Annotated in this window: 22 protein-coding genes and 1 pseudogene; 16 read left to right on the top strand and 7 right to left on the bottom strand. The window is 59.6% G+C overall.

Annotation, left to right across the window (positions count from 1 at the left end):
• Positions 1–69 precede the first annotated feature (69 nt).
• Complete coding sequence (locus ACVWXF_RS01000) at positions 70–363, bottom strand: TIGR02450 family Trp-rich protein (RefSeq protein ID WP_414329949.1); 294 nt, start codon at positions 361–363, stop codon at positions 70–72.
• A 238-nt stretch (positions 364–601) separates the two neighbouring features.
• Here ACVWXF_RS01000 and ACVWXF_RS00995 point away from each other — a divergent pair, with 238 nt between their 5' ends.
• A complete protein-coding gene (locus ACVWXF_RS00995; RefSeq protein WP_414329946.1) occupies positions 602–952 on the top strand; it encodes a hypothetical protein in 351 nt (116 codons plus the stop codon).
• 80 nt (positions 953–1,032) lie between these two features.
• On the opposite strand, the gene ACVWXF_RS00990 is transcribed toward ACVWXF_RS00995, so the two are convergent.
• Entirely contained in the window at positions 1,033–2,355 is a 1,323-nt protein-coding gene (locus ACVWXF_RS00990; protein WP_457473394.1) for a UbiH/UbiF/VisC/COQ6 family ubiquinone biosynthesis hydroxylase, read from the bottom strand.
• Positions 2,356–2,834: 479 nt separating this feature from the next.
• Here ACVWXF_RS00990 and ACVWXF_RS00985 point away from each other — a divergent pair, with 479 nt between their 5' ends.
• From ACVWXF_RS00985 to recN, 4 genes are all read left to right on the top strand, one after another.
• A complete protein-coding gene (locus tag ACVWXF_RS00985) occupies positions 2,835–4,187 on the top strand; it encodes a TldD/PmbA family protein (protein WP_457473393.1) in 1,353 nt (450 codons plus the stop codon).
• Positions 4,188–4,258: 71 nt separating this feature from the next.
• Positions 4,259–5,728 (top strand): glutamate-cysteine ligase family protein, encoded by a 1,470-nt coding sequence (locus ACVWXF_RS00980; protein ID WP_457473392.1) that lies wholly within the window; start codon positions 4,259–4,261, stop codon positions 5,726–5,728.
• Positions 5,729–5,935: 207 nt separating this feature from the next.
• A complete protein-coding gene (locus ACVWXF_RS00975) occupies positions 5,936–6,952 on the top strand; it encodes a M14 family metallopeptidase (protein WP_457465835.1) in 1,017 nt (338 codons plus the stop codon).
• Between the two features lie 169 nt (positions 6,953–7,121).
• Positions 7,122–8,828 (top strand): DNA repair protein RecN, encoded by a 1,707-nt coding sequence (gene recN, locus ACVWXF_RS00970; RefSeq protein WP_457473391.1) that lies wholly within the window; start codon positions 7,122–7,124, stop codon positions 8,826–8,828.
• A 35-nt stretch (positions 8,829–8,863) separates the two neighbouring features.
• On the opposite strand, the gene ACVWXF_RS00965 is transcribed toward recN, so the two are convergent.
• Complete coding sequence (locus ACVWXF_RS00965) at positions 8,864–9,571, bottom strand: ABC transporter ATP-binding protein (protein WP_414347449.1); 708 nt, start codon at positions 9,569–9,571, stop codon at positions 8,864–8,866.
• Positions 9,568–10,386 (bottom strand): ABC transporter ATP-binding protein, encoded by an 819-nt coding sequence (locus tag ACVWXF_RS00960; protein ID WP_414382094.1) that lies wholly within the window; start codon positions 10,384–10,386, stop codon positions 9,568–9,570. Before ACVWXF_RS00960 ends, ACVWXF_RS00965 begins: the two co-directional genes overlap by 4 nt.
• 319 nt (positions 10,387–10,705) lie before the next feature.
• On the opposite strand from ACVWXF_RS00960, the gene ACVWXF_RS00955 reads away from it, so the two are divergent.
• The 4 genes from ACVWXF_RS00955 (at position 10,706) to ACVWXF_RS00940 (ending at position 15,060) form a co-directional block, all read left to right on the top strand.
• Positions 10,706–11,959: an ABC transporter substrate-binding protein gene (locus tag ACVWXF_RS00955; RefSeq protein WP_457473390.1), complete on the top strand. Its 1,254-nt coding sequence runs from the start codon at positions 10,706–10,708 to the stop codon at positions 11,957–11,959.
• A gap of 299 nt (positions 11,960–12,258) precedes the next feature.
• Positions 12,259–12,507, top strand: a complete 249-nt coding sequence (locus tag ACVWXF_RS00950; protein WP_457473389.1) for a hypothetical protein — start codon at positions 12,259–12,261, stop codon at positions 12,505–12,507.
• Between the two features lie 187 nt (positions 12,508–12,694).
• On the top strand, positions 12,695–14,626 hold the full coding sequence (locus tag ACVWXF_RS00945) for a BamA/TamA family outer membrane protein (protein ID WP_457473388.1): 1,932 nt from the start codon (positions 12,695–12,697) through the stop codon (positions 14,624–14,626).
• 65 nt (positions 14,627–14,691) lie between these two features.
• A complete protein-coding gene (locus tag ACVWXF_RS00940; protein WP_457402393.1) occupies positions 14,692–15,060 on the top strand; it encodes a hypothetical protein in 369 nt (122 codons plus the stop codon).
• Here the strand turns inward: ACVWXF_RS00940 and ACVWXF_RS00935 are convergent.
• On the bottom strand, positions 15,057–16,139 hold the full coding sequence (locus ACVWXF_RS00935; protein ID WP_457473387.1) for an Mrp/NBP35 family ATP-binding protein: 1,083 nt from the start codon (positions 16,137–16,139) through the stop codon (positions 15,057–15,059). The genes ACVWXF_RS00940 and ACVWXF_RS00935 overlap by 4 nt on opposite strands.
• 191 nt (positions 16,140–16,330) lie before the next feature.
• On the opposite strand from ACVWXF_RS00935, the gene ACVWXF_RS00930 reads away from it, so the two are divergent.
• From ACVWXF_RS00930 to ylqF, 3 genes are all read left to right on the top strand, one after another.
• A complete protein-coding gene (locus tag ACVWXF_RS00930) occupies positions 16,331–16,606 on the top strand; it encodes a DUF6464 family protein (protein WP_457384139.1) in 276 nt (91 codons plus the stop codon).
• A 68-nt stretch (positions 16,607–16,674) separates the two neighbouring features.
• Positions 16,675–17,169, top strand: coding sequence for an N-acetyltransferase family protein (locus ACVWXF_RS00925; protein WP_457473386.1), 495 nt, complete (start codon positions 16,675–16,677; stop codon positions 17,167–17,169).
• Between the two features lie 455 nt (positions 17,170–17,624).
• Positions 17,625–18,476 (top strand): ribosome biogenesis GTPase YlqF, encoded by an 852-nt coding sequence (gene ylqF, locus ACVWXF_RS00920; RefSeq protein ID WP_457473385.1) that lies wholly within the window; start codon positions 17,625–17,627, stop codon positions 18,474–18,476.
• 95 nt (positions 18,477–18,571) lie between these two features.
• Here ylqF and ACVWXF_RS00915 read toward each other — a convergent pair whose 3' ends face one another.
• Positions 18,572–19,660 (bottom strand): radical SAM/SPASM domain-containing protein, encoded by a 1,089-nt coding sequence (locus ACVWXF_RS00915; RefSeq protein ID WP_457473384.1) that lies wholly within the window; start codon positions 19,658–19,660, stop codon positions 18,572–18,574.
• A gap of 114 nt (positions 19,661–19,774) precedes the next feature.
• Between ACVWXF_RS00915 and ACVWXF_RS00910 the strand changes: the two genes are divergently transcribed.
• The 4 genes from ACVWXF_RS00910 (at position 19,775) to ACVWXF_RS00895 (ending at position 24,447) form a co-directional block, all read left to right on the top strand.
• Positions 19,775–20,140 carry an NAD(P)H-quinone oxidoreductase subunit M gene (locus ACVWXF_RS00910; RefSeq protein ID WP_011432289.1) on the top strand — a complete coding sequence of 122 codons (366 nt, stop codon included), beginning with the start codon at positions 19,775–19,777 and terminating at the stop codon, positions 20,138–20,140.
• 80 nt (positions 20,141–20,220) lie between these two features.
• The gene (locus ACVWXF_RS00905; protein WP_011432290.1) at positions 20,221–20,646 is read left to right on the top strand and encodes a DUF2996 domain-containing protein; all 426 of its coding nucleotides are present in this window, start codon (positions 20,221–20,223) and stop codon (positions 20,644–20,646) included.
• 558 nt (positions 20,647–21,204) lie between these two features.
• Positions 21,205–22,680, top strand: a complete 1,476-nt coding sequence (glgA, locus tag ACVWXF_RS00900; protein WP_011432291.1) for a glycogen synthase GlgA — start codon at positions 21,205–21,207, stop codon at positions 22,678–22,680.
• Between the two features lie 159 nt (positions 22,681–22,839).
• Entirely contained in the window at positions 22,840–24,447 is a 1,608-nt protein-coding gene (locus ACVWXF_RS00895; protein ID WP_457441416.1) for a glycoside hydrolase family 57 protein, read from the top strand.
• A 118-nt stretch (positions 24,448–24,565) separates the two neighbouring features.
• Here the strand turns inward: ACVWXF_RS00895 and ilvB are convergent.
• Positions 24,566–26,365, bottom strand: a pseudogene (gene ilvB, locus ACVWXF_RS00890) (biosynthetic-type acetolactate synthase large subunit); the annotation flags it as partial.
• Positions 26,366–26,383: the final 18 nt, after the last annotated feature.

Genomic DNA, 26,383 nt, shown 5'->3' with positions numbered 1-26,383 from the left:
GCTTCTGAATTAAAACACCACACTAGAGAGATGATCCTAATCGATCCCTGAGCCCCAGCTTGAGAGAAACTATCCCCCAGCCCTGTCCAGAAGGGGATCCTGCCGCCCACAGGGGATCCCGTCTTCGAGAGGCGTCCAGCCCGGCTGCCAAAGATCCCGGTTCTTCAGGGTGGCCGCGTTGACCCAGAGGCGCACCTGGGGATCGCAGACGGCTCTGAGCTCGGCAAACACCAGCCCTCCTTCCCCTTGTTGGCGAGCGGTGACCTGAAAATGTCGCCAACCCAGAACAGGCTGAACGGAAGTCCATTTGGAGCCGAGGAGGTGCGGGAAAGGCTGTTTCCGACGGGGTTTGTTGCGAGCCACGGGACGGAGGGTGCGAGCGGGTAAGGGATGAAAGGGACCCAGCTTTCCGGCCATTCCTGAGGACGGCAGCGGGGATCGAGGGGAGCGGCAAAGCCAGCCGAGATCCTGAGTTTCCCTCAGATCCGCCTGTGATCGGTATGTGTGATCGGTATGATCGAGGGGATCCCTTTCCACTCCAGCCTATCCAACCATGGAGCAGCACCGGCAACGGCTTCAGTTCTCTTTCTGGCAGGCAGTCTTGAAGGGGGGCCTTCTGTTTCTGATCCTGGCTGGCCTAATCTTGGGAACAGGCCTGCCCTTGGGAGCGGCAACCGGCCCCACTTTGTCCGGCAAACTTACGGGGCCAGAGTGGCGACAAGCAGACCCGGAGGCCAAGCAGGACTTTTGTCGCAAAGCCTTTCAAGCGTTTCGCGCCTCTCCTTCCCAAAGCTATATCATCAGCTCCAATGTGCAGGCTTTGACCCCAGAAGGTTTGTGTCGGCGCTTGGATCAGTTTTATCAGTATGCCGTCAACGACGAGATCCCCATCAACCAGGCGGCCAATATTGCCCCATTGCTGTTTTCAGACTTACCCCTGGAGCAGCCTTGATCCCTGTGGAGCGCTTGGTCTGCTGGGGACAAAGGCGGCGGGCGAGGATCTGGGCCCAGCTCTCAACAGTTTGGCCGGATCTAGACAGGCGTAGCCAGAGGTTCCGGGGGTGCAGGGAAAGGGAGCTGTTGGAGTTGGGGTTGATGGGGGCGGATCCCCATTGCTTGGCGCATCAAAGCAGGCTTGAGCAGCGGCAAAACCTCCAGTCCCCACAGGCCCAGGCGACGCAAGACCAGCAACGGCCAGCTTCGGTTGGAAAAGAGGCGATTGGCAGCATCGGTTGCAAAAAGAACCAGCGCATTTTCTGGGCGGCGACAGCGCTCGTAGGCTTGTAGCAAAGCCGGATCGCCGGGATCCCGGCCCGCCATTTTGGCTTCGATCAACAGGGCAGCCAAGGCCGCCACATCCCGCATGCCCAGATTCGCTCCCTGCCCCCCCAGCGGATGGGTGGTATGGGCAGCATCCCCCACCAAAGCCAGCCGGGATCCGATATAGGTTTGGGCATGGGCCCGCTGTGGCTCATAACAGGCTCTGGGAGAGGCCGCCAGCAACGCTCCCAACTGGGATCCAAAGCAGGGCCGGATGGCCTGCAAAAACTCAGCCTCAGACAAGCCCATCAGCCGATCTCGATCCGCTTGGCGCACTGTCCAGACGACACAACTGCGATGGGGATCGGGGGTGGGCAAAATGGCGAAGGGGCCGCTGGCCTGAAAGCGCTCGTAGGCCACCTGCTGGTGAGGATGCTCATGGGTGAGGGTGGAAACGATGCACACCTGCCCATAGCCCCAGCAGGATAACGGGATCCCAGCCTGTTCCCGCAGCCGCGAACGGGCCCCATCTGCAACCACCAGCAGAGCAGCCCGCAGGGTTTGCCGGGATCCCTCCTGGGCCAGCTCTACCCGAATGTGATCTGCTGCAGGGGAGAAACTTTGCACCTGGGCGGGGCTGAAAAGGGTTACCGAAGGGCACTCGCGAATGCGCTGCAACAGGGCCTTTTGGGTGATTTGATTTTCCACGACGTAGCCCAGCGCCGGCGCTTGGAGCGTTTCGCGGCACAACTGAGCCATCCAGGGGCTTTCCCCATCAGAGACCTGAATGCGGTGAATGGGAGAGACTCCCCAGGCCTCCATAAGGGGCCATACCCCAATCCGCTGCAGAATGCGGGCTGTCCCCAGAGCCAAAGCGCTGGCTCGGCCATCGGGCCCCACCCCCTGCGAGAGATCCCGCCCCTCGATCAGCCCGACGCGGATCCCGGCCTGGCCCAAAGCGGCTGCTAAGGTGGATCCCACCATCCCAGCTCCGGCAATCACCACTTCAAAATCCAGTCGCCTCGGCGGGACGGTGTCCTCGGCTGTTGTCGGGGCAACGGCGAGCGGGGCAGTGGAAGTGGGCAAAGGGCTCATGGACACTCACGGCAAGTGGGCTCAACCTCCATTCTAAGGTTCCTGCACCTGGCAGGCCGCTAAGGACAAGCGGCAAGTGGGGTCAAAGCGCCACGAGGGATCCCTTTTGATCTCAGCCCCTTTGTTTGCTGCTGCAGGGTGGAATCCCTGTGGGTAGCTGATACATTTACGCTGAACACTGCTGAACATCACTGTTCAACTATGCAGCGATAGCATTCTGCTTGTTTCCATTCGCGTTAGCGGGACGGAGTCCAAACAGAATGGCGGTATCCCGCAAAGCTTTGAGTAGAATACCCAAAGCGCAGTTTCCGTGTCGTCTTACTACCAATTTTCTGCTTTGCTTTGGCTACCATGTTGGCAGACTCGAAAGTAAACAGAAAGATCAACTGGTAGTAATCCATACTGAACATATTATACATTATTTTCAGTATAGTTGAGCTTATTATTGACTAGAGTCATGCTCTTGCCATCTCACTTTTATGCCCAGCTCCATCATTTCCCCGGAAAACCTGCTGGATCTCTGTGAACAGGGTGTGTACAAGGCGTTGGCCGCTGGAGCCGACCAGGCAGAAGTGTTTGCCAACTCAGGCCGGGAAACGGAAGTCACTTTTGAGAAAAATGACCTCAACCTGGCCCGCAGCAGCAGCGAGACCCTGTTCGGCATTCGGGTTTTCTGCGACGGCAGGCTGGGCTTTGCCACCTCCAACCGCCCAGAAGAGTTAGCTGAGACGGCTGCTGAGGCTGTGACCATGGCCAAGGCTTCGCCGGCGGATCCCCTCAACGGGCTGCCGGAGCCCCAACCTTTGCCCCAGGTGCCCTTTGCCCTCGACCCAGGCCTGCTGGAACTGGATGCCGCCGAGCTGACCCAGTTGGGATCCCAATTGCTGGAGTGGGTGCGCTCCAAAGACCCTCGCATCACCATCGACAGCGGCTCCCTCAGCGTGGAGGAAGAGACCCTGGCCATCGCCTCTTCCACCGGCATCCGGGCCAACTACCACAGTGTCGAGGCGGGGGGATCCCTCTTTGGCATGGCCATCGACGGGGACGAGGTGGGCAGCTTTGCCTACGACGGCGACAGTGTGCAGAAGCGGGCCGATCTGGTGCCGGCGCTGGAGCGGGCTTTTGATCGCTTTGTCCAGAAATGCGTGGGCGCGCTGGGGGCTACCGAAGGGGAGAGCTTTCGCGGCCCTATCATTCTCCCTCCAGATGTGGTGGAGGAGTTTCTAGGGGATCTCCTCTTTGTGCTGGGGGCGGATGCGGTGCGCAAAGGCAAAAGCCCTCTGGCGCAAAAAATGGGATCCCGGATCGCCAGCCCGTTACTGACACTGGTTTCCGAGGGGCTGGGCTTGCCCGGCTACCCCATTGAGCCCTTTGACCGCGAAGGGATCCCGCGCCAGATTACCCCCCTGATTCATGAAGGGATCCTCTGCAACTTCATGTACAACAGCTACGAGTCCCGCGCTGCTGGCGTTCCCTCCAACGGCCATGCCACAGGGGGAGCAGGCAGCCTGCCGGGAGTAGGGCCGGCTTGCCTGAGGGTGGCCCCAGGGACAACCCCCCTGTCCGAGCTCTACGCGATGGATCGGGGAGTTATCGTCACCCGCCTCTCCGGCAGCAGCAACCCCATTACCGGTGACTTTTCTGGGGTGGTGAAAGGGGGCTTCTTGGTCAAAGGCGGCGAGAAACGCCCCATCCTGGAGACCACCATTGCCGGCAATCTCTACGATTGTTTGCGCAATATCTCCGCCATTTCCCAGGAAGTAACGGTTTTCAACGGCACGGCTGCCTTTCCCGCCCTGCGCATTGAAGATGTATCCATCACTGCGGGCTAAGTAAAGCTAGGGGTGTCGAGATCCCGGCAACAGCGATTAACCTCATTCCCAAAAGCTGCGGAGTTGTTCCCATGGGCCAGGAGATCACCTGCCTCCGTTTTGGTACTGCAGACTTTGCTCAGTTTGCAGCTCGGCTCCAGCAAGAGACGAAGTTGCTCGAGCGCTGGTTGGCCGGTGCGCCGGGGCTGGATCCGGCTTGTCAGCCCTTTGCCCAGGGATCCCCGGTGGGCGGGTTTGAGCTGGAGGCGTGGCTGGTCACCCCTCAGGGGGATCCGGCCCCGATCAACTCAGCCTACCTGGAAGCGGTGAACGATCCACTGGTGGTGCCGGAACTGGCCCAGTTCAACGTGGAGATCAACAGCCGGCCCCAAGTTTTGGTCGGCTCGGCTCTGCGGCAGTTTCAGCAAGAGCTGGGCCAAACGTGGGATCGCTGCTGCCAGGTGGCCGAACACTTGCAGGTGGGGCTGATGATGATCGGCATTTTGCCTACGGTGCAGCAACGGCAATTGACCCTGAAGATGATCTCGCCCCGCAAGCGTTACCTGGCCCTCAACGAGCAGATCCTGAACTTGCACCGGCGTGAGCAATCCCAAGCGATCCCTTCCCTGGGGCTAGATATCGAAGGACCGACTGGGCGGTTGCGGGTTACCCACCCGGACATCATGCTGGAGGCGGCGACCACCTCCTTTCAAATCCATCTGCAGGTATCCCCCCAACAGGCGGCCCGTTACTTCAACGCTTCCCTGCTCGTGTCAGCCCCCTTGGTGGCGCTGGCGGCCAATTCCCCCTACCTGTTCGGGCACGATCTGTGGGCAGAAACCCGCATCCCTTTGTTTGAGCAGGCCCTAGATGGGCCACCCCCGCCCTCCCCCACCCACTGCCCCCGCGTCACCTTCGGGCAAGGCTATGTACAGGGATCCCTGATGGAGCTGTTTTGGGAAAATGTGCATCGCTACCCGGTGGTGCTGCCGCAAACGTTGGCCGCCTCTCCCTGGGAGCTGGCCCATCTGCGCCTCCACAACGGCACCATCTGGCGCTGGAACCGACCCCTGATCGGCTTGGATCCCGTTCCCCACTTGCGCATCGAACAGCGGGTGGCAGCGGCAGGCCCAACCCTACCCGACATGATCGCCAACGCGGCTTTCTACTTTGGTCTGGTGCAAGCCTTGGGATCCCAGCCCGTTTCCCCCGAGCAGGAGCTAAGCTTTGCCCAGTGCCGCGCCAATTTCTACACGGCTGCCCGCTTCGGCCTGGAGGCCCCCATCACTTGGCTCAAGGGTTGGCAGGGATCCCTGCGCCAATTGCTGCTGGAAGAGCTGATCCCCCAAGCAGAGGCGGGTTTGGTTCAACTGGATCTGGCCCCCTCCGATATTCAGGAGTACCTGGGCATTCTCCGCGCCCGGGTGGAGTCGGGGCAGAATGGGGCCACCTGGCAGCGCCGCTACGTGGCTCGGCATGGTAAAGATATGCAACAATTGACCTGTGCCTACTGGGAACGGCAGCGGCAAGGCCAACCGGTACACACCTGGGATCTCAGCTAGGGCTCTCCCCACAGCCAGTTGCACCAGCGGTGGGCCACCGCAGCGGCAGGGTGGACCCTTGCTCAAATTTCGAGCGGGCAGATTCTTGCTCAGAGGGTCTTTCGCGACCCGAGCTACCGCAGCGAAACGGTTCATTTGGACTCCCGCTCCCTCCCACTCTAGGGCCGGAAGCCAGAAGTTTGAATCAAGCCTCTTAGCCCAAACAGCATGCTCACCGTCCTCGATCATTTACCGGATCAACTGCTGGATCTAGAGGCCCATCAGCTTTACGACCGATTGGGTGGGCCAACCCTCATCCATCTGCCGGGGCGACGGGATCCCGCCCTGTTTGTGTCCGTCCTGCTGCACGGCAACGAAACCACCGGTTGGCAGGCGGTGCGGCAGCTCCTCCGCCACCACGCCCAGCGGGAATTGCCCCGTTCTCTTTCCCTTTTCATTGGCAACGTGCAGGCTGCCCGCCACCGGCAACGGCGGCTAGATGGCCAACCGGACTACAACCGCATTTGGGGCCCCGGCTCCACCCCCGAGCACGCCATGGCCCAGGCCGTCCTGCAGCAAATGCAGCAGCGGGGCGTTTTTGCCAGCGTCGATATCCACAACAACACGGGCACCAACCCCCACTACGCCTGTGTCAATCACCTGGATGCCCCTACCCTGCACCTGGCCACCTTGTTTGGGCGCACCGTCCTCTATTTCACCAAGCCAGAAGGGGTGCAGAGCATGGCCTTCGGGCGCTTCTGCCCGGCGGTGACCCTGGAGTGTGGCAAGCCGGATCAACCCCACGGCACCCAGCATGCCTACGAATTCTTGGAAGCCTGCCTTCACCTGTCGGCGATCCCGCAGCGCCCTGTCTTCCGCCAAGATATCGACCTGTTCCACAGCGTCGCCATTGTCAAAATCCCGGATCAGGTGAGCTTCAGCTTTGGGGAAGAGGATGGCAACCAAGAGGGATCCCCCTCCCACATCCGCTTCCCGCCGGATTTGGATCTCCTCAATTTTCGGGAGCTTCCCCCCCACACCCCCATTGGCTGGACGAACAACGGCTTCCACCTGGAGGTGCAAGACGAGCAGGGCCAAAATGTGGCGGATCGCTTTTTCTATGCCTGCAATGGAGAAATTCGCACCAGCGTGCCCATCATGCCGGGCATGCTCACCCTCAACAGCCGCATCATCCGCCAAGACTGCCTCTGCTACCTGATGGAGCGCTACCCCCTGGCCGGCTGAGCCGGGCTGCCAATTTCCGATCCCCAAACCAGAACGGGTAGTGCTCCGCACCGCTGCGCTAACAGTACCCGTCTACCGAGGGATGGTGGGTACGCTAACGTGGGACAGAGCGACCCCGCAAGCCCTATCCTGAAAACTGCCAACGGCACGCTGAGCCCACGGGATCCCTATGTTGCGCCTGCTGCGGATCGAGAACTTTGCCCTGATCGAGCAATTGGAGATCCCCTTTCGAGCGGGGCTAAACGTGCTCACCGGAGAAACCGGGGCCGGCAAATCCATCATCCTCGATGCGCTGGATGCAGCTCTAGGAGGTACAGCTCGGGCTCTGCGAACTGGCAGCGAACGAGGTCTGGTGGAAGCGATCTTCAGTCCTAATCCTGAACTGCAAGCCTGGCTAGAACAAGAGCACATCGACCCCCTAGAGGAGGGCCTGGTTTGTAGTCGCGAGCTGGTGTTGCGCAACGGCAAGCTCACCAGCCGCCTGCGGGTGAATGGGGTGCTGGTGAACAAAGCCCAGATGCTCAACCTGCGGGCCAAATTGGTAGAGATCACTGCCCAGGGGCAAACCGTTCAAATCCAATCTCCCCAAACCCAGCGCCGTTGGCTGGACGACTTTGGCGGCGAAGAGTTGTTGCGAACACGGGCAGAGGTGGCTGCCCTTTACCAAACCTGGAACCAACTGAAAACAGAGGTGGAATCCCGCCGGCAAAGCCAACAACTGCGCCTGCAACGGCTAGACCTGCTGGAGTTTCAAGCGCAAGAGCTGGCCGCCCTGCGCCTGGAGGATCCCGACGAAATGGCCAAGCTGGAGCGGGAACGGGAGCGCCTGGCCCACCGCGTGGAACTGCAACAGCAAAGCTACGAAGCTCACCAATTGCTCTATCAAAACGACAGCGGCTCACCGGCCATCGCCGATCTGTTGGGCCAGGTAGAACGGTTGCTCCAGACCATGACCCAGCGGGATCCCGACCTAGCCCCTCTGGCGGAAATGGTCAGCAGCGCTCTCATTCAGGTGGAGGAGGTGGGGCGGGAGCTGGTTCGCTACGGCGAGACGCTGGAGGCAGATCCCGGTCGGTTGAACAAAATTGAACGGCGCTTGGCGCAACTCAGACAAGCCTGCCGCAAATACGGCCCGACCTTGGCCGAGGTGATGGCCCATGCGGAGCGGGTGCAGACGGAGTTGGCCCAACTGCGAGGAGACAACACCGACCTAGAGGAATTGCAGGTGCGGCTGGACAAAGCTGCCCAAGACCTGGAGCGCCATTGCCAGGTGCTCTCTCAACTGCGGCAACAAGCGGCCTGTCAACTGGAAAAGGCCCTCATAGAAGAGCTCAGCCCGCTGGGGATGAGCGCAGTGCAATTCCGGGTGCAGATCCAACCCGGCCCCCCGACAGCAGAGGGGGTGGATCAGGTGAGCTTTTGGATTAGCCCCAACCCGGGTGAGCCTCTTCAACCTTTGGCCAGCATTGCCTCGGGCGGCGAGATGAGCCGTTTTCTGCTGGCCTTGAAAGCCGTATTCAGCCGCATCGATCCGGTGGCCACCATGGTTTTCGACGAGATCGATACCGGCGTGTCGGGCAAAGTGGCGCAAGCCATCGCCACCAAGCTGCACAGCATTGCCCGAGATCACCAGATCCTCTGCGTCACCCACCAACCCCTGATCGCTGCCCTGGCGGATCACCACCTGAGGGTTCACAAGGTGGTGCACCAAAAACGAACTTCTGTGCGGGTGGAGCTTTTGGGAGAACGAGAACGCCGCGAAGAACTGGCCCAACTTACTGCCGGCCACTCCGCCCAAGAAGCGATGACGTTTGTGGAGGCTCTTCTCAACCAAGCAGCTCAACTGCGCAAGCAGCAACTGGCCAGCCCCGCTTGACTCTCCTTCTGGGAAAGGGGAGGGGGGTGAGGGCCTCACCCGCCCAAGAACAGCTCCAGCACCTCAGGATTGCTCAGCAGGTTGGGGCCAGTATCCTCAAAGCGGTTTTCTCCCGTGGACAAGACATAGCCCCAGTCCGCCATCTTCAGGGCCTGCTTGGCATTCTGCTCCACCATGAGGATGCTGATGCCGAGACGGTTGATCTCTTGCAGGAGGGCGAAGGTCTGTTCTATGTACAGCGGTGACAGGCCGGCGGTCGGCTCATCCAGCAACAACAACTGCGGCTCCACCATCAACGCTCGCCCTATGGCCAGCATCTGCCGTTGTCCACCCGATAGGGATCCCGCCGCTTGGCGTCGTTTCTCTTTCAGGGGTGGAAACAGCTCATAAACCCGCTCCAGTTGGGCGGCAGGGTTGTCGCGTCGGATGAAGGCCCCCATCTCCAGGTTCTCTTGCACGGTGAGGGAAGGGAAGACATTGTTGGTCTGGGGCACAAAGCCGATTCCCCGTCGCACCAGTTGCTCGGCAGGCAAGTGGGTGATGTCGGATCCCTGAAACAGCACTCGGCCTGAGCGGATGGTGGCCAAGCCAAATAAGGATTTCAGCACCGTCGATTTGCCGGCTCCATTGGGGCCGATGATCACCACCATTTGCCCAGGGTTCACCTTCAGGTGGATCCCTTTGAGGATGTCCACCCCCCGGTAGCCGCTGTAGAGATCTTGGATGTCCAGCAAAGGGGTCATGAGAGGGATCCCTCCGAAGGCAGAGGGGAGGGTTGGGGTGGGTTTAGGGAGTCGGCCAGTGCCACAGATCCCAAATAGGCCTCCCGCACGGCTGGGTTTTGTTTGATCTCCTCCATGGATCCCTGGGTGAGAACCTTGCCGGCAGCCATGACCACCACATGGTCGCAGAGACGGGTCACCAGATCCAGGTCATGCTCGATGATGCAAAAGGTGCAGCCCCGCTCGCGGTTGAGATACTCGATAAAGCGCATCAAATCCGCCAGCAGGGTGCGGTTGACGCCGGCCCCCGGTTCATCCAGCAGGATCACCCGCGCATCGGTCATCAAGGTACGTCCCAGTTCCAGGAGTTTTTTTTGCCCGCCGGAAAGGGTGATGGCCAGTTGATCCCGCAGATGGATCAGGTTCAGCCGTTCCAGAACCTCTTCGGCCCGAGCTTGCAGGTTGCGTTCTTGTCGTTGCACCCGCCGCCAACCGAACCAAGTGGCGAACAGGTTTTCCCCTATCTGGTTGGGGGGAACCACCATCAAGTTCTCCAAGACGGTCATGCGGCCAAACTCCCGCGGGATCTGAAAGGTGCGCACCAGCCCTCGACGGAACAGATGGTGAGGGGGCAGGCCGGTGATGTCTTCCCCATCTAGCCAGATGCGCCCGCTGCTGGGCCGAATAAACCCGGCGATGATGTTAAAGAGCGTGGTCTTCCCTGCCCCATTCGGGCCGATCAAGCCCGTAATCCGACCGGTTTCGATGCGGAAGGAACAGTGATCCACCGCGCTAATGCCGCCAAACCGCTTGGAGATGTCGTCGATAACAATCACGCCGCTGCCTTGGGAAAACCCCGCCGACCGATGAGTTCAGTATTTCTCAAAATATAATGAGCCCAATGGCCGAGTTTGCCCATTATCCTTCCTGGATTCCTACAGGGGCAACTGCCTTTGGAGGCCGCAGCCAGCCCTACAGCAGCCAAGGAACGGGCGAGATCCTGAGTCTGGCCCGCCTGTTTCCCGGAGCCATCTTTTCTTGAGGGAGTGGGGAACGCTTTGAGGTGAGCCAACGTCTGACTGCTACGGTTCAACACTTGCTTGACTTTTGGGATCTGAGTTCTACTTTCTCTTCCCTCACAGGAGGTTGTTGGTTATGTCTCCCATGAACAAACTCACCCGACGGGCCTTTGCGGCGGCGGCTGCCCTGACGGCTGCTGCTCTTGCCACCACTCTGCTGCCCAGCACGGCTCAGCAGGCCACTCAGGGGCCGGTCAAAATCGGGGCCTTGATGTCTCTTACCGGGGATCTGCAGGCCTTCGGGGAAAACTGCCTCAAAGGGATCAAGCTGGCGATTGACCAAATCAACGCCGCCGGTGGCATTTTGGGATCCCCTGCCCAAGTGGTCGAAGCGGATGACCAGACGTCGGCTCAGCCGGCTATCGACGCAGCTCAGCGGTTGGTCAACGTGGAGAAGGTGGCCGGCATTATCGGCGCCTTGGGCAGTGGCATCACCATCCCGGTGGCCACGACGGTTTCTGTTCCCAATCGGATCCCGCAAATTTCCCCCGCTTCCACCGCCCCCACCATCACCACTCTGGAGGACAACGATTTTCTGTTTCGCACGGTTCCTTCCGACGCCTACCAAGGGGTGGCCTTGGCCCAGATCACCCGTGAAGAGAAGCTGGAGCGCCTGGCCATTATTTACATTAACAACGACTACGGCCAGGGCCTGGCCGACAGCTTTAAGACGGCTTTTGAAAAGCGGGGCGGCACCATCACCAAGTCGGTTCCCTACGAGCCCGGCAAGGCTTCCTACCGCAGTGAGCTGACCCAACTGAAGGAAGGGGATCCCCAGGCGTTGGTGCTGATTGGCTACCCCGAAAACGGTGTGGTCATTTTGCGGCAAGCTTTGGAAGAAGGACTGTTTGACCGCTTTGTCTTCACCGATGGCATGCGCTCTCCCGACGTGGCAGCCCAGGTGGGAGCCGAAAAGCTAGAGGGATCCATCGGCGTTTCGCCTCAGGCCCTCACCGATAGCAAGGCTTACCAAATCTTTGCCGAAGCCTACAAAGCCGCCTACGGGGAGCTGCCCCCCACCCCCTACATCGACACCGCCTACGATGCCGCTTTTGTCCTGGCTCTGGCCATTCAGAAAGCCGGCAGCACCGATGGCACTGCTGTTCGGGATGCTTTGCGGGAAGTGGCCAATCCCCCCGGCACCGAGATCCTGCCCGGAGAGTGGGCCAAGGCGGTGGAGCTGATCGGCAAAGGGGAAGACATCTTCTACACCGGCGCCTCTGGATCCATCAACTTCGATGAGAATGGGGAAGTTGCCGGAACCTTTGCCCACTGGACTTTCCAAGGGGGGAAGGTGGTGGATCTGAAGGTGTTTGAGCCGGAGAGCTGATTTTCCCCTGCGGCTCCTGAGTGGGGGTCGGTTTCTCCTTCTGAGCTCCATCAAGACAATCCAGACGAGCAAGACGGGCCTGCACAGAGTACCCTCTGCAGGCTTTTTTGTGGGCCTGGGCCGCGCGGCTGTACGTCCCCAGCAGGGATCCCTCCCCATCACGTAGCTTTTTTTGCGGCAACTCAGCGGAGGGCAAAGCAGGCTAAAGTGTCGGCAAACTCCTCCTCCCCGGAGTGGCAGCTCTGCTCGGCTTCGGGTTTGCTCCAGCCGTCCTGGCTCAGACTTCCCACACCCAGCAGATGGCGATCCTGAACGGCAACGCCACCACCCTGCAAAGCAACGTCCTGCAAAACACCGTCCTGATCCTGCCCAACGTTCCCCCACAACAGTACGCCGACAGTTGGGGCTGGAGGAGCAGCCGCTCTTTGCCTCCCACTCCTGCTCCCATCACCGTCGTCATCCTCAACTCCCAAGTCAACCTAGCTGCCGAGGAAGTCGAGCCGAGGTCTTGCGGCCAGCGCTGTAGGGGATCCCTGCGCCTGCCTTGAGCGGGGGAGGCTGCTTTTTGCACTCCAGACTGCCCAAGTCCGCAATCCGGTTCGCGGCCACGCTCGGATCTGGGTGGATGGGGATTGATATAATCCAGGGCAATTGTCCGCTGCTGGGCGGCAGAGGGTTTTAACGCAAGCTTGGCCCGGCTCTGCAATCTTGCTTTTTGGTGTGCGAGGGATCCCCATGAATCGTTCCAGGCAACTTCGCCCTTGGCTAACTTCAGCGCTCACCCGCGGGATGGTGCTCTGCACCGCTTTTGCGTTTGCTGAAGCGTCCCGTAGCGCTCTGCTGATGGGATCCCCGGCTTGGGCGCAATCGGTTCCTCAGCCCGGCACCCTTGACCTGCGCACCGGTGGCGACACCCCCGCCCAGCCCTCCCCCACCCCACCCCCCACTGCCGGCGAGCCAGAAGTGTTGGTAGCGGAGGTAGTGGTTGAGGGCACTGAAGATCCGGAGCTGATCAACCGGGTTTACAGCGTCATCCGCACCCGCGCCGGCGAGGTTTCCACCCGATCCCAGTTGCGGGAAGACATCAATGCCGTGTTTGCCACCGGATTGTTTGCCGATGTGCGGGCAGTGCCTTCCGATACGCCTTTGGGGGTGCGGGTCACCTTTGAGGTCAAGCCCAACCCCATTCTCAAAGCGGTGCGCACAGAAGGGGCGAAAGTTCTGGATCCGGAAGTGCTGCGGGCCGCCTTTGCCGACCAGGAAGGGCGGGTGCTCAACTTCGGCGAGCTGCAATCGGCGGTGGCCGAGATCGAGCAGTGGTACGCCGACAAGGGCTACGTGCTGGCCAAAGTGACGGATGTGCGCTCCTCTGAAGACGGCACCATCACCCTGGAAATCGCCGAGGGGGTGATCGAGGATATTCGCGTTCAGGGCAACACCAAAACCCGTGACTTCATCATCACCCGCGAGTTGAAGTCCAAGCCGGGGGATGTGTTTAACCGCAACCAAATCCAGGAAGACCTGCAGGCGGTTTTTAATCTCAACCTGTTTCAGGACGTGAATGTGGGGCTCAACCCCGGCCAGGATCCCGACAAGGTGGTGGTGGTGGTGAACGTGGAAGAACGTCGCACCGGTACCTTGGGCGGCACCATCGGCGTCAGCTCCGCCACAGGGGTCTTCGCCGGCCTCAACGTCTCCGAACAAAACTTGGGCGGCAACAACCAAAGTGCCAGCTTCAACGTGCAGGTGGGCACCAACGAAACCCTCTTCGATTTGAACTTCACCGACCCGCGGATTGCCACGCTGGACATTCCCACCTCCTACAACGTCAACATCTCCAACCAGCAGAGCTCCAGCTTTGTCTTTAATGAGGGATTCACCCTGCCCAATGGGGATCCCGTGCGCATCAACCGTCTTGGCGGCGGGGTGACTTTCTCTCGCCCGATTGGGGGCAATTGGCGGGCCAGCTTGGGCACCCGCATCCAATTTGTAGAAGCTCGCAACAGCAACGGGGAGCAGCAGCGCTTCGATGTGCTGGGCAACCCGATTACCTTCAGCGAGAGCGGCCAAGACAGCTACACCACCCTGCGCCTCGGCCTCATCAACGACGCCCGCGACAACCCCAACAGCCCCAGCCAGGGCTCGGTCTTTCGCATCTCCACAGAACAGTCGGTACGTCTGTTTCAAAATGGCTTGAATGCCAACCGCCTCGAGGCCGGCTACAGCCAGTTCATTCCCGTCAACCTGTTTGAAACCCGCAGCGAGCGACCGCAGGTATTGGCCTTTGATGTGCGAGCAGGCACGACCATCGGCGACTTGGCTCCCTACGATGCTTTCCCCATCGGTGGGGGCAGCTCGGTGCGGGGCTTTTTCGAGGGGGGTATCGGTTCCGGTCGCAGCTTTGCCACCGCAACCGCCGAATTGCGCTTTCCCATTTTCGACCCGGTGGGGGCAGTGGTCTTTGCCGACTACGGCACCGATTTGGGCAGTGGAGCTGCCGTGGCCGGCAATCCTGCCCTGGTGCGCAACAAGCCGGGCAGTGGTTTGGGGCTGGGGGTCGGCATTCGCATCCAATCTCCCTTGGGGCCGTTGCGCATCGACTACGCGGTTGGGCAAGGCGGAGCCGGCCAAGGCCAACTGCATTTCGGCATTGGCGAGAAGTTCTAACTTGGCCGTGGATTTCCCTGCCGGCTTGCTATCTTGGGAGCAGGTGCTCGTAATGGAAGCAACCCATGAAACAGCGACTCGGCCTACCTTTCCCCAAGGGATCCCTGGTGTTCTTGCTGTGTTTGAGCCTGGCCCTAGCCGGGTGTGGGCCACTGGCGCGTCTGGGCATCGGCACAACTCCCATCGCCACCGTAGAGCAAAATCCCTCCCGCTACACCGATGTGTATGTCCGCGGTCGCGTGGTCAACCAGATAGGAGTGTTCGGCCAGGGCGTGTATGAGATCCAAGACAACAGCGGTTCCCTTTGGGTCATCACCGACAAGGGGCTGCCGGCCATGAACAGCACAGTGACCGTGCGCGGTAAGGCCCAAGAGGGGATTGTGGTGGGAGGACGCAGCTTCGGGGTCTCGTTGGTGGAAGCCGAGCGCTTCTAGCCTGCCCCCAAAGCCAGCACCGAAACACGGCCTGCCAAGGTTTTGGCAATCTGCTTCAAGGCCCGGGCTGAAGCCGACTCAGGTTGGCCGATGACAATAGGCGTACCCATATCTCCCCCTTGGCGCAGGGCGATTTCCAGCGGGATCCGCCCCAGCAGCGGGACACCAAGCTCGCGGGCCGTGGTCTCTCCCCCTTCTGAGCCGAAAATATCGTACTGGCGATCCGGCAGGTCGGGCGGGATGAAGTAGCTCATGTTTTCCACAATGCCCAGGATGGGCACCCCCAACTGCCGAAACATGTTCAAGCCCTTGCGGCTGTCCAGCAGGGCCACCGATTGGGGCGTGGTGACGATCACAGCTCCTGCCAGCGGCACTGCCTGCACTAGGGTCAATTGGGCATCGCCGGTGCCGGGGGGCATATCCACAATCAAGTAGTCCAACTCTCCCCACTGCACCTGATAGAGAAATTGCCGGATCACCCCGTTTAACATTGGCCCCCGCCAGATCACCGGCTGATCCCGTCCCACCAAGAGGCCCATCGACACCATCTTGACGCCGTAATTTTCCAGGGGGAAGATATCCTCGCCGCCGTCCTCCCGTTTTTGCACAACCAGAGACCGATCCTGCAGGCCCAGCATCAGCGGCACATTGGGACCGTAAATATCGGCATCCAGCAGCCCCACCCGGGCCCCGCTTTGGGCCAGCGCCACCGCCACATTCACCGACACCGAGGTTTTGCCCACGCCCCCCTTGCCGCTGGAAATGGCGATGATGTTGCGCACACCGGGGATGGACTGGCGATTCGGCAGGGAAGGGGAACGGGGGGTTTCCGCCGTTACCGTAACATCAATGGCTTCGATGGGGGCCAGCTGGCGGATGGCAGCTTTGCACTCCTCCACAATGAATTCTCGCAAAGGGCAGGCCGGCGTGGTCAGCACCAGGGTAAAGGCCACTCGCCCAGGCTCGACGCGAATATCCCGGATCATGTTCAGTTCCACCAGGCTGCGGCGCAGCTCCGGATCTTGAACAGGGCGCAACGCTTCAAGGATGGCAGCAGCATCAAGGGTGGAGGTGGTCATGGAATCGGAAGGCTCAGCGGGTCAGTCCATATTTCACTCTAATCGGTTTTTCTCGGGTTCTTGCCGGCAGGGAAGGACAGCTCCAAAACGGGCTGCCACGCTAGTCCTGGGCAAGCAGGCTGGCCGAGGCTGATTCTGGTTGGAAGACAACGCTGTTGGCCGACGGGGGAGGGCAATTGTGCAAGCGCTGAGTGGGAGTTGGCTTGTGGTTGGGGCTGACGTTCTTGGCGCAGTTGATCCCTCTGCTGGAAAAGAGTGGATCCCGTCGCTTCTCAATCCGGGACGAGCGCGCCCACCGGGCCGTACCAACTCTCTCTTGTGGCTTGCCCTGGGATCCCTTCTGCCGTTACTTTTCTCGGTCACCCTACCTGCCTTGTGCGGTGAGTCCTCTGGGCCCCTGCCGCTGCCCCCACCACGCTGCGCGTCCAAAAGATGCTGCCTGGGCGTTCTGTCCACAACAAGAATAAACTGTGGTCTGTTCTCGTGCCGGTATCTCAGGAAATTCAAGGAATTGGTTGTGAAGCCAGGCAAAAGTATGGAAATCCGTCCTGCCACCGCCTTAGATGTGCCCGTTTTGTTTGACCTCATCTGCGCCTTGGCCGAGTACGAGAAGCTGAGCCACCTGGTAACGGGATCCGCCGATCTGTTGCACCACTACTTGTTCGGCCCAGAGGCTTTGGCCTCGGCATTGCTGGCAGAAGTGGAGGGGCGAGCGGTGGGCTTTGCTCTCTATTTCCGCAATTTTTCCACGTTCCTGACCCGACCAGGGATTTACCTTGAGGATCTGTTCGTGTTGCCGGAGTTTCGCGGCAGAGGCATTGGCAAAGCGCTCTTGGCGCGGGTGGCTCAGGAGGCGGTGGCCAAAGGATATGGGCGGCTGGAGTGGATGGTTTTGGATTGGAATCAGCCGGCGATAGAGTTCTATCGACGCATGGGTGCCCAGCAACATCCCGAATGGATTCTCAACCGCGTGGTGGGTGCTGATTTGGAGGCTCTGGCTCGGCTGGCTGAGGATCCCTGTCGATCTTGAGCAAGCTCCCCTCTGTTACAGACCCTAGCATTCGTGACATCCTCCCGGCGCTCGTCCTACGGACAGAGCGCGGGCTTCCCTTGGCGTCAGCGGGATGGAGTCTTTACCTCACGGTTGGGTATTCCTACCCCACGCCACTTGTCTAGGTCTACGACCCCCGACAGAACAACTGGACAGGTGGTTTCCCTTCCCCAGCATTCCTGGGTACTAAAAAGATAATAGTATAGCATGCAGGGATCCATGTATCCCGACGCTAACCCTGCGGGTAGAGCGCGGGGCTTGTTGCCCCTGCACCCCCGTTGGTTAAACATTAGGTTGCCCAGGAAAGGGATCCCAGCGGCACTCACGTTGTATTATTGGCTACTTCAGCCGGCAGGTCGAGCCTCTTTTGGGGAATCGGGCTAGATTGGATCCCACTGTTGATTTCTGCTGTCCACTTCTAGGGTTCTGGCGGCATGAGTTCTCCGGCCATCCAGTGGTATCCCGGCCATATTGCCAAGGCGATCGGCCAGTTGCGGGAAGAGTTGCAGCGGGTGGATGCAGTCATCGAGGTGTTGGATGCGCGGATCCCGTTGGCCAGTCGTCATCCTGAGCTGGGCCGGTGGCTGGGGGAAAAACCTCGCCTCCTGGCTCTGAACAGGGCGGACTGCATTGAGGCTGGGGATCTGAAAGCTTGGCAGGAGTATTTTTTACGGCAAGGGATCCCTGTCTATCCCACCAATGGCCGCTCAGGAGAAGGGGTGAATCGCCTCAAGCAGGCGGTCTTGCAACTGGGGCAATCGGTCAATATGCGGCGTCAACAGCGGGGAATGCGACCGCGGGCCGTTCGGGCGGTGGTGGTGGGCTTTCCCAATGTGGGCAAATCTGCTTTGCTGAATCGACTGTTGGGGCGGCGGGCAGCTGAGAGCGCAGCACGTCCTGGGGTGACGCGGCAACTGCGGTGGGTGCGGCTGGGGGGAGAGTTGGATCTGTTGGACTCGCCGGGCATCCTACCGCCCTCTCTGCCGGATCAACAGGCGGCCTCTCTATTGGCCATCTGCGATGACATCGGCGAAGCGGCCTACGATCCCGAACGGGTGGCGGCCTACTTTTTGGATCACGTGCTGAGGGTGCAGCCCCAAGCCGGATCTCTCTTGCAAAAGCGCTACGGTTGGCCGGATCCGATCCCTCCCGGTGGTGCCGCAGTGCAGGAGTTGGCCGAGCGGCGGTATCAAGGGGATCCCCAGCGGGCGGCACGGCAAGTTCTCAACGACTACCGCAAGGGCTTGCTGGGGCCGCTGGCCTTGGAACTTCCTCCCAATGCGTGAGCCCCTTAGAAGAAATCACGAAAGAAAGTCACGTTGTTGCTATGCCCACGGCAGGGAAACCGCTGCTGTGGGGCGTTGACTTTTCCCGAAACTGTCTACACTTGTCCCCAACCGGGATCCAGCCTCTGTTTCCAAGGCCGATACACCTTGAAGTAGACAACGGAACCCACTTGTCTGGCCAAGGCTTTGATGCAAGTGTCTCCACCCATACAGCGCTGGCAAACGGGATGGTTCACCTGCAGACGATTGAACCCCCGCCGCAGCGCACAGGCCGGTTGGCCCCGCAAAATCTCGGCCAGGGATCCCCCCAGCGTCACTTGCCCCAGCGGGATTTGCCCTTCATAGTCCTTGCAACAGGGCACCACCGTGCCGTCGTAGAGGATCCCCGCCTGACCGGAAGCGCCATTGCAGTATCCCCAGCGAGCTGGGATTACCCGGTCTGTCTCCACGTTGCCCCAACTGTCCAAGGGAAACGTTTCCAAAACCAAGCGGGGATGGATGCGGATCTGCTGCCAGCGGCCCGGTCGGTAAGTAGCAATCCGGGCTTCTACCCAATCGAGAGCCGGTGCATCCGGGATCCCTTGCAAAGCTCGTCTGGCCCAAGCCGAGAGCTGAGCGCGCATCTGCTGTGCAGAATCGATCACCGAAAGAGCCTTATGCGGCACCAAAAACGGGTGGGGGCTAGTATCCAGGAATTTGAGATGCACCTGCGTAGGGCTGGAGGAGCGCAAGTGCACCTGCAGAAATTGGGTAATCCCAGCAAAGTAGCGCTCCGGCGTGAGGCGGGGAGGTGCTCCGCGAATGCTGAAGGTAACTGGATCGGGAGTTTGCAGGGAAATGGTTAGCTTAGCAAAGGGGCTGCGGTTCAGCTTTTCAATGTGCTCCGGCCAGAGGGCAAAGGTGCTGCCGTTGCTGGTCAGGTGCAGGCGAAGGCCAAGCTCAGCGGCCCTGCGAATACCCTCGAAAAGGTATGGGTAGAGCAGCGGCTCCCCCATCAGGTGAAAAGCCATCACGCGGGCCAGCCCTGTTGCCGCTACTTCCTCCAAAATCTGCTCCAGCAGAGCGGGCTCCATGTGCCCCCGCCGCCGTTGCATGATCCCATCTGGACAAAACTCGCACTTAAAGTTGCAAACGTTGGTCACCTCTATGTGCAGGCGTTCCAGTTGGGGAATAACAGCAGACATTAACGGCAGACATAGAGAGGGCCGGAACAAGTCGAGGGCAAATAGCGGATCCCCCACAAGCGCTAGGTAGTGATACGCTGTTTATCAGGTTAGATCCGGAGCGGAGCCATCGCAATGCTGAAATGCACCACTCGCCACGTCCACATTTTTGCCGGTGAAGTTACTGCAGACAACAACTTCGTGCCCCGCGACGACCTGTTTACCCTCGATGTGGATCCGGACAACGAGCTGGTCTGGACTGATGCTGCCCTGCAAAAGGTCTATGCCCGTTTCGAAGAGTTGGTGGAAGAATACCGGGGGCGAGACTTGACCGAGTACAATATCCGCCGCATTGGGTCTGACCTGGAACATTTCATCCGCTCCCTGCTCAAGCAAGGGGAGATCGCCTATAACCTGCAGGGGCGTGCCCCCAACTTCAGCATGGGCTTTCCCCAGATCCCTGCTGAAGAAATTGTCGGCCAATACATCCCCAAGGGCTAGCTCTTTGCCGGTTCTGGACGGAGTTTTTGATTGTTCTGCATCTAAGGCTTTTACCCATCTGATTGTCGGAGCGTTTCCCCATGTCTGGAGAACCCACCCCCGAGGCCGCTGCTGCCGAGAAACCCGCTGAAGCTGCCAAGCCTGCTGCTGAGGATTCCCCCAAAGCCGCTGCGAAAAAAGTTGCTAAGGAAGAAAAGCCCTTCGAGCAACAGATCACGGAAGAGGTGATCCCGGCGGCCATTGCGGCTTTTCAAAAGCGCGGAGTCAGCGATCTGGAGCTGCGCCTGGAAGGCAAGACGCTGGTCGGCGCGTTTGCAGGAGGCAAGAAGCAATTTAGCGTGCTGTTTGCTGAGGGATCCTTGAATGGCCGCAAGTTCTTCCGCTGTACCACCGAAGGATCCCCGGCCAGCACCATCGAGTCTTTTATGATTGACGAGCGGCGCGTGGATGTCAACCTATTCGTGTTTTATTTGGTGCAGCGCCTTTACGCTCAACAGTGGTATTGAGTTCGCGTGACCTTGAAGGATCCCTGGCTACCCCTAGCCGGAGAGAGTAAGCCTGCTCGCAAGAGACGAGGGGAGGTGCAGCCGGCTGCAGTTACCGTAAAGCCAGGATCCATCCGGCCATGTTCTTTGGCATGCCCACGAGCCCAGAACGGGCACCTTGGCTGCCGCCTTCCCGGAAGATGAGCTGCGCACTTGGCTCGAAGAACGGTACCGCCCCAGCGGGATCAGCCGTTCATAGTCGCGTTTCAGGTTAGGGTGAGAGGCCTGGGCTACTGATCGCGCCAGCGGGACGGAGTCCTTGAAAAGCCTTCTGGCCCCGTGCATTCAACGTTTCTAGTTTGAATCGAAATGCCCATAATTGCCCAGAGGGCTGCTCCCGTAGATCAGGTTCCTGAGCAAATGGCGCCGCTTGAGCCTGAACCCAGTCTGCCCAGAGGTTATCTAAAGTGAGGATCCCTAATTGTGGGGATCCCTTGCCATTGGGAGGGATGTTCTGTCGAGGCCAAAAAGATTATCGTTTGTAAAGAAAGCTAAGGCGGTGCTACGGGAGGTCTCGAAATGTACATCGTGCAGATTGCGTCTGAATGCGCCCCGGTTATCAAGGCGGGGGGACTGGGGGATGTGGTGTACGGCCTCAGCCGCGAGCTGGAGGTGCGGGGCCACTGTGTCGAGCTGGTTTTGCCCAAGTACGACACGATGCGCTACGACCAGATCTGGGGTTTGCACGACGCCTATCGCGATCTCTGGGTGCCCTGGTACGGGGGAGCCATTCACTGCTCGGTGTACTGCGGCTGGGTGCATGGCCGCCTTTGCTTTTTTATTGAGCCCCACTCGGGCGATAACTTCTTCAATCGCGGGTGTTATTACGGCTGCCCGGATGACAACATGCGTTTTGCTTTTTTCAGCAAGGCGGCTCTAGAGTTTCTCCTACAAAGCAACAAGCGCCCCGACATCATCCATTGCCACGACTGGCAGACAGGGTTGGTACCGGTGCTGCTGTTTGAGATCTACAAGTACCACGGCATGGGAAACCAGCGGGTGTGCTACACCATTCACAACTTCAAACACCAAGGCTTTGGCGGCCCAGAGATTCTTTGGGCTACCGGCCTCAACCGCGAACCCTATTACTTCCACTACGACCGTTTGCGCGATAACTTCAACCCCTTTTCTCTCAACTTTATGAAGGGGGGAATTGTCTTTTCCAACTTCGTTACTACGGTTTCTCCCAATCACGCGCTGGAGGTGCAATTTGGCGACTACGGCTATGGACTTGGCCATACCCTCTACTTGCACCGGCACAAGTTTCGCGGCGTTTTGAATGGCATCGATTACGACATTTGGAACCCGGAGATCGACCGCTTTATCCCCGTGCGCTACACTGCTCAAACGCTGGAAAATAAAGCTAAAAACAAAAAAGCTCTGCGGGATCGGCTGCTACTGCAGGATGTTGACAAGCCTATCGTGGCCTATATCGGGCGATTGGACGAGCAAAAGGGCGTGCATTTGGTGCATCATGCCATCTACCGCTCCCTGTTCAAAAATGCCCAATTTGTTCTGCTGGGATCCGCTACGGAGCGAGGGATCGGCGCTTGGTTTGCCCACGAGAAAAGCTACCTCAACAACAACCCCGATGTTCACATTGAGTTGGGCTTTAACGAAGAACTTTCCCACCTTATCTATGCGGGGGCAGACATCATCGTAGTGCCCAGCCACTACGAACCCTGTGGACTCACTCAGATGATTGGCTTGAAGTATGGCACAGTTCCGGTGGTGAGAGGAGTGGGCGGCCTGGTGGATACCGTCTTCGACCGCGACTACGATCCCCACAAATTGCCCGAGCAACGCAACGGCTACGTCTTTTATCACACAGATCCAGCTGCTTTGGAGTCGGCTCTGGATCGGGCCATCGACCTTTGGTACACCGCTCCTGACCAGTTCCGTCAACTGCAGATTCAAGGCATGAGCTACGACTACTCCTGGAACTATCCCGGCAAGGAGTACCTGGAGATCTACGACTTCATTCGTCACCGCTGAGCCCAACAGCGATCCCCAGCGATCCCAGCTCTTGACCCCAAGGACGAAATGCTGGACGATAGGTAGCAATCTTGGGCTTAGCCTTCTCTACAGATTTGCTGCTGAGAAGGGTAAGTCTGCTCCGTTATCTTTCCCTGTCTGTAAGGATCCCCGGCTGCCATGGGTTATCTCGCCTTGGTACTCCACGCGCACCTGCCGTTTGTGCGCCACCCTGAGCAAGACTTTGTGCTGGAGGAAGAATGGCTCTACGAAGCCATCACGGAGACCTATGTGCCGCTGCTGCACATGTTCGAGGGGCTACAGCGAGATGGCATCGACTTTCGCTTCACCATGTCCCTGACGCCGCCCTTGGTGTCGATGCTGCGGGATCCCTTGCTGCAGGAGCGCTACGACCACTACCTAACCAAATTGGAAGAGCTGGCCCAGCTGGAGTACGACAAAAACGCCACCAACGGCCACATTCGCTACCTGGCGGAGCACTACATCAAGCAGTTTGCCATAGTGCGGGATCTCTGGGAGCGCTACGACCGGGATCTGGTGCGAGCTTTTAAGCAGTTTCAAGACAGCGGCAACCTGGAGATCATCACCTGTGGGGCTACCCACGGCTACCTGCCCTTGATGCAGATGTACCCGCAGGCAGTCTGGGCGCAGTTGATTGTAGCTTGTGAGCACTACAACGAGCACTTTGGCCAATGGCCGCGGGGGATCTGGCTGCCGGAATGCGCCTACTACCAAGGGCTGGAGCGGATGATTGCCGATGCCGGCCTGCGCTACATGATCACCGACGCCCATGGTCTTCTCTATGCCAAGCCACGGCCCCGCTACGGCATGTACGCCCCCATTTTTACCGAGACCGGCGTTGCCGTTTTCGGGCGGGATCACGAGTCTTCGCAGCAGGTGTGGTCGGCAGAGGTGGGCTATCCAGGGGATCCGGTTTACCGCGAGTTCTACAAAGACCTGGGGTATGAAGCCGACTACGAGTACATCAAGCCTTACATCATGCCCAACGGCCAACGAAAAAATACTGGCATCAAGTACCACCGCATCACCGGGCGCAACCTGGACCTGGGGCAAAAGCAGCTTTACGACCCCTATTGGGCGCGGGAGAAAGCGGCAGAGCATGCGGGCAACTTTATGTTCAACCGCCAGCGGCAAATCGAATATTTGTACAGCGTCATGGGCCGCCCGCCGCTGGTGGTGGCCCCCTACGATGCGGAGTTGTTCGGCCACTGGTGGTACGAGGGCCCTTGGTTTTTGGATTTTCTCATCCGCAAGAGCTACTTCGACCAAAACACCTACCGCATGACTCACCTGGCGGAGTACCTGCGGGAGAACCCCACCCAGCAGGTGTGCAAACCTGCCCAGTCCAGTTGGGGGGCGCGCGGCTTCCACGAGTACTGGCTCAACCCCACCAACGCCTGGATCTACCCCCACCTGCACAAGGCCACCGAGCGGATGATCGAGCTGAGCCGTCGCGAGCCTGCCGATGACCTAGAATGGCGGGCCTTGAACCAGGCGGCGCGAGAATTGCTACTGGCTCAATCGTCTGACTGGGCTTTTATCATGCGCACAGGGACGATGGTTCCCTATGCAGTGCGCCGCACCAAGTCCCATCTGCTGCGCTTCAACCACCTCTACGAGAAGATCAAAGAGGGTCAGTTTCGGCGAGAAAAAGCCACCCCTGAAGAGGAGCAGTGGCTGGCCAAGGTGGAATACATGGACAACATCTTCCCCAATATCAACTACCGGGTTTACCGACCCCTCTAAGCAGTGTTGATCCCAACTCTCCTCTCCCTTTGGGAGAAGGGCTGGGGGTGAGGGTCAGGAGTCGGCAGAGAGAGCTTGGGATCCCACCTTTCCTAGCCGGATGGCCAGGCCACCGATTCTAGAGCTTGGTGCCGCACTCGGCGCAAAACTTGTGCAGGGTGGGGTTTTTGGTGCCGCAATTGGGGCAGTAGATCAGCTCGGCGGCTTGTTCCAGTTGCCGCTTCTCCGGCAGCCCGATCATCTGATAGTTAGCTTTGCCGGCAGGCACCATCGGGTAGCAGTTTTCGTCCCGCTTGACCACAAAGTCGGCCACTACCGGCCCCTCGTGCTTGAGGATCTCCTGGATGGCATCTTCCAGTTGATCGGGGTGATCGACGCGGATCCCTTTTACCCCAAAAGCCTCGGCTAGCTTGACAAAATCCGGCATTCCGGGAGACATATCCGAGTGGGAGTAGCGCTCGCCGTGGAAGGCCTGCTGCCACTGCCGCACCATGCCCTGCCAGCCGTTGTTGATGATGGCCACTTTGGTGGCAATGCCGTACTGAGCCACTGTGCCCAGCTCTTGCATGTTCATCTGGAAGCTGGCATCGCCACTGATGCAGATGACTTCTTCGTGAGGCAGGGCTACCTTGACTCCCATCGCCGCCGGGAACCCGTAGCCCATAGTACCCAGCCCAGAACTGGAGATCCATTGGCGCGGCCCGTTGCGCAGAAACTGCGCCGCCCACATCTGATGCTGGCCAACATCGGTGGTGTAGTAGGCGTGGGGAGCATGACGACGAAAGGCATCGATCACCTGTTGGGGGGCAATCACGCCTTCGTAGCTGGGCACCTGCAGGGGATAGTCCCGCTTCCAGCGCTCGATCCGATCCAGCCAGGCCTGAGTTAGGCCTGGAGTAGAAGGCATTTTGCTCAGTTGAGCCAGCATCTCCACCAGAACAGTGCGCACATCCCCTACAATCGGCACATCGGGCGCACGGTTTTTGCCCACCTCGGCTGGGTCGATGTCGATGTGAATGACTTTGGCGTGCTTGGCAAATTCATCTAGCTTGCCGGTCACGCGATCGTCAAAGCGGGCCCCCACCGCAATGAGCAGGTCGCACTCGGTGACGGCGAAGTTGGCATAGGCCGTGCCGTGCATGCCCAGCATCCCCACCGACAGGGGATCGTTCTCATCGAAAGCCCCTTTGCCCATGAGGGTGGTGGTCACCGGGATCCGATAGGTGTGGGCCAGCTCGGCAATTTCGGCGTGGGCACCGGAGATGATCGCCCCACCTCCCACATACAGCAAGGGCCGCTTGGCCTGCAGGATCAGCTTGGCCGCCGCATGGATTTGCCGTGGGTTGCCACGCACGGTGGGCTTGTAGCCGGGGATGTTGATCTCGCTGACGGGTTGATAGTCAAACTCTTCCAGGCCCACATCTTTGGGGATGTCGATCAGCACCGGCCCGGGCCGCCCTGTCCCGGCAATGTGAAAAGCCTCTGCCACGATCCGAGACATTTGGCGCGGATCCCGTACGACGTAGGAGTGCTTGACAATCGGCAGGGTGATGCCAAAGATGTCTGTCTCCTGGAAGCCGTCGGTGCCGATCAAATGGCGAGGTACCTGCCCAGTGATGACCACCATGGGTACAGAGTCCATCATGGCGTTGGCGATGCCCGTCACCAGGTTGGTCGCCCCTGGGCCAGAGGTAGCAAAACACACCCCCACCTTGCCGGTGGCGCGAGCATATCCGTCGGCGGCGTGGGCAGCCGCTTGTTCGTGGCGTACCAGGTAATGTTTGAGCAGCCCCTGAGACTCGGCTTTGTACAGCTCGTCGTAGATGGGGAGGATGGCTCCCCCCGGATAGCCAAAGATGTGTTGCACCCCATGCCGGTGCAGGCTGTCCACCAACGCATATCCACCAGTCGCCACGGTGTCTCCTCCCCACTGAGA

This window comes from Thermostichus sp. MS-CIW-40, from assembly GCF_054058315.1.
Note: the sequence above shows the minus strand (reverse complement) of the source record. Positions and strands in the feature narration are given on the sequence as shown.

Coding starts and splice junctions, on each gene's coding strand:
- ACVWXF_RS00990 (WP_457473394.1), bottom strand. CDS start 2,355: ATGAGCCCTTTGCCCACTTCCACTGCCCCGCTCGCCGTTGCCCCGACA.
- ACVWXF_RS00985 (WP_457473393.1), top strand. CDS start 2,835: ATGCCCAGCTCCATCATTTCCCCGGAAAACCTGCTGGATCTCTGTGAA.
- ACVWXF_RS00980 (WP_457473392.1), top strand. CDS start 4,259: ATGGGCCAGGAGATCACCTGCCTCCGTTTTGGTACTGCAGACTTTGCT.
- ACVWXF_RS00975 (WP_457465835.1), top strand. CDS start 5,936: ATGCTCACCGTCCTCGATCATTTACCGGATCAACTGCTGGATCTAGAG.
- recN (WP_457473391.1), top strand. CDS start 7,122: ATGTTGCGCCTGCTGCGGATCGAGAACTTTGCCCTGATCGAGCAATTG.
- ACVWXF_RS00965 (WP_414347449.1), bottom strand. CDS start 9,571: ATGACCCCTTTGCTGGACATCCAAGATCTCTACAGCGGCTACCGGGGG.
- ACVWXF_RS00955 (WP_457473390.1), top strand. CDS start 10,706: ATGTCTCCCATGAACAAACTCACCCGACGGGCCTTTGCGGCGGCGGCT.
- ACVWXF_RS00950 (WP_457473389.1), top strand. CDS start 12,259: ATGGCGATCCTGAACGGCAACGCCACCACCCTGCAAAGCAACGTCCTG.
- ACVWXF_RS00945 (WP_457473388.1), top strand. CDS start 12,695: ATGAATCGTTCCAGGCAACTTCGCCCTTGGCTAACTTCAGCGCTCACC.
- ACVWXF_RS00940 (WP_457402393.1), top strand. CDS start 14,692: ATGAAACAGCGACTCGGCCTACCTTTCCCCAAGGGATCCCTGGTGTTC.
- ACVWXF_RS00935 (WP_457473387.1), bottom strand. CDS start 16,139: ATGACCACCTCCACCCTTGATGCTGCTGCCATCCTTGAAGCGTTGCGC.
- ACVWXF_RS00925 (WP_457473386.1), top strand. CDS start 16,675: ATGGAAATCCGTCCTGCCACCGCCTTAGATGTGCCCGTTTTGTTTGAC.
- ylqF (WP_457473385.1), top strand. CDS start 17,625: ATGAGTTCTCCGGCCATCCAGTGGTATCCCGGCCATATTGCCAAGGCG.
- ACVWXF_RS00915 (WP_457473384.1), bottom strand. CDS start 19,660: ATGTCTGCTGTTATTCCCCAACTGGAACGCCTGCACATAGAGGTGACC.
- ACVWXF_RS00910 (WP_011432289.1), top strand. CDS start 19,775: ATGCTGAAATGCACCACTCGCCACGTCCACATTTTTGCCGGTGAAGTT.
- ACVWXF_RS00905 (WP_011432290.1), top strand. CDS start 20,221: ATGTCTGGAGAACCCACCCCCGAGGCCGCTGCTGCCGAGAAACCCGCT.
- glgA (WP_011432291.1), top strand. CDS start 21,205: ATGTACATCGTGCAGATTGCGTCTGAATGCGCCCCGGTTATCAAGGCG.
- ACVWXF_RS00895 (WP_457441416.1), top strand. CDS start 22,840: ATGGGTTATCTCGCCTTGGTACTCCACGCGCACCTGCCGTTTGTGCGC.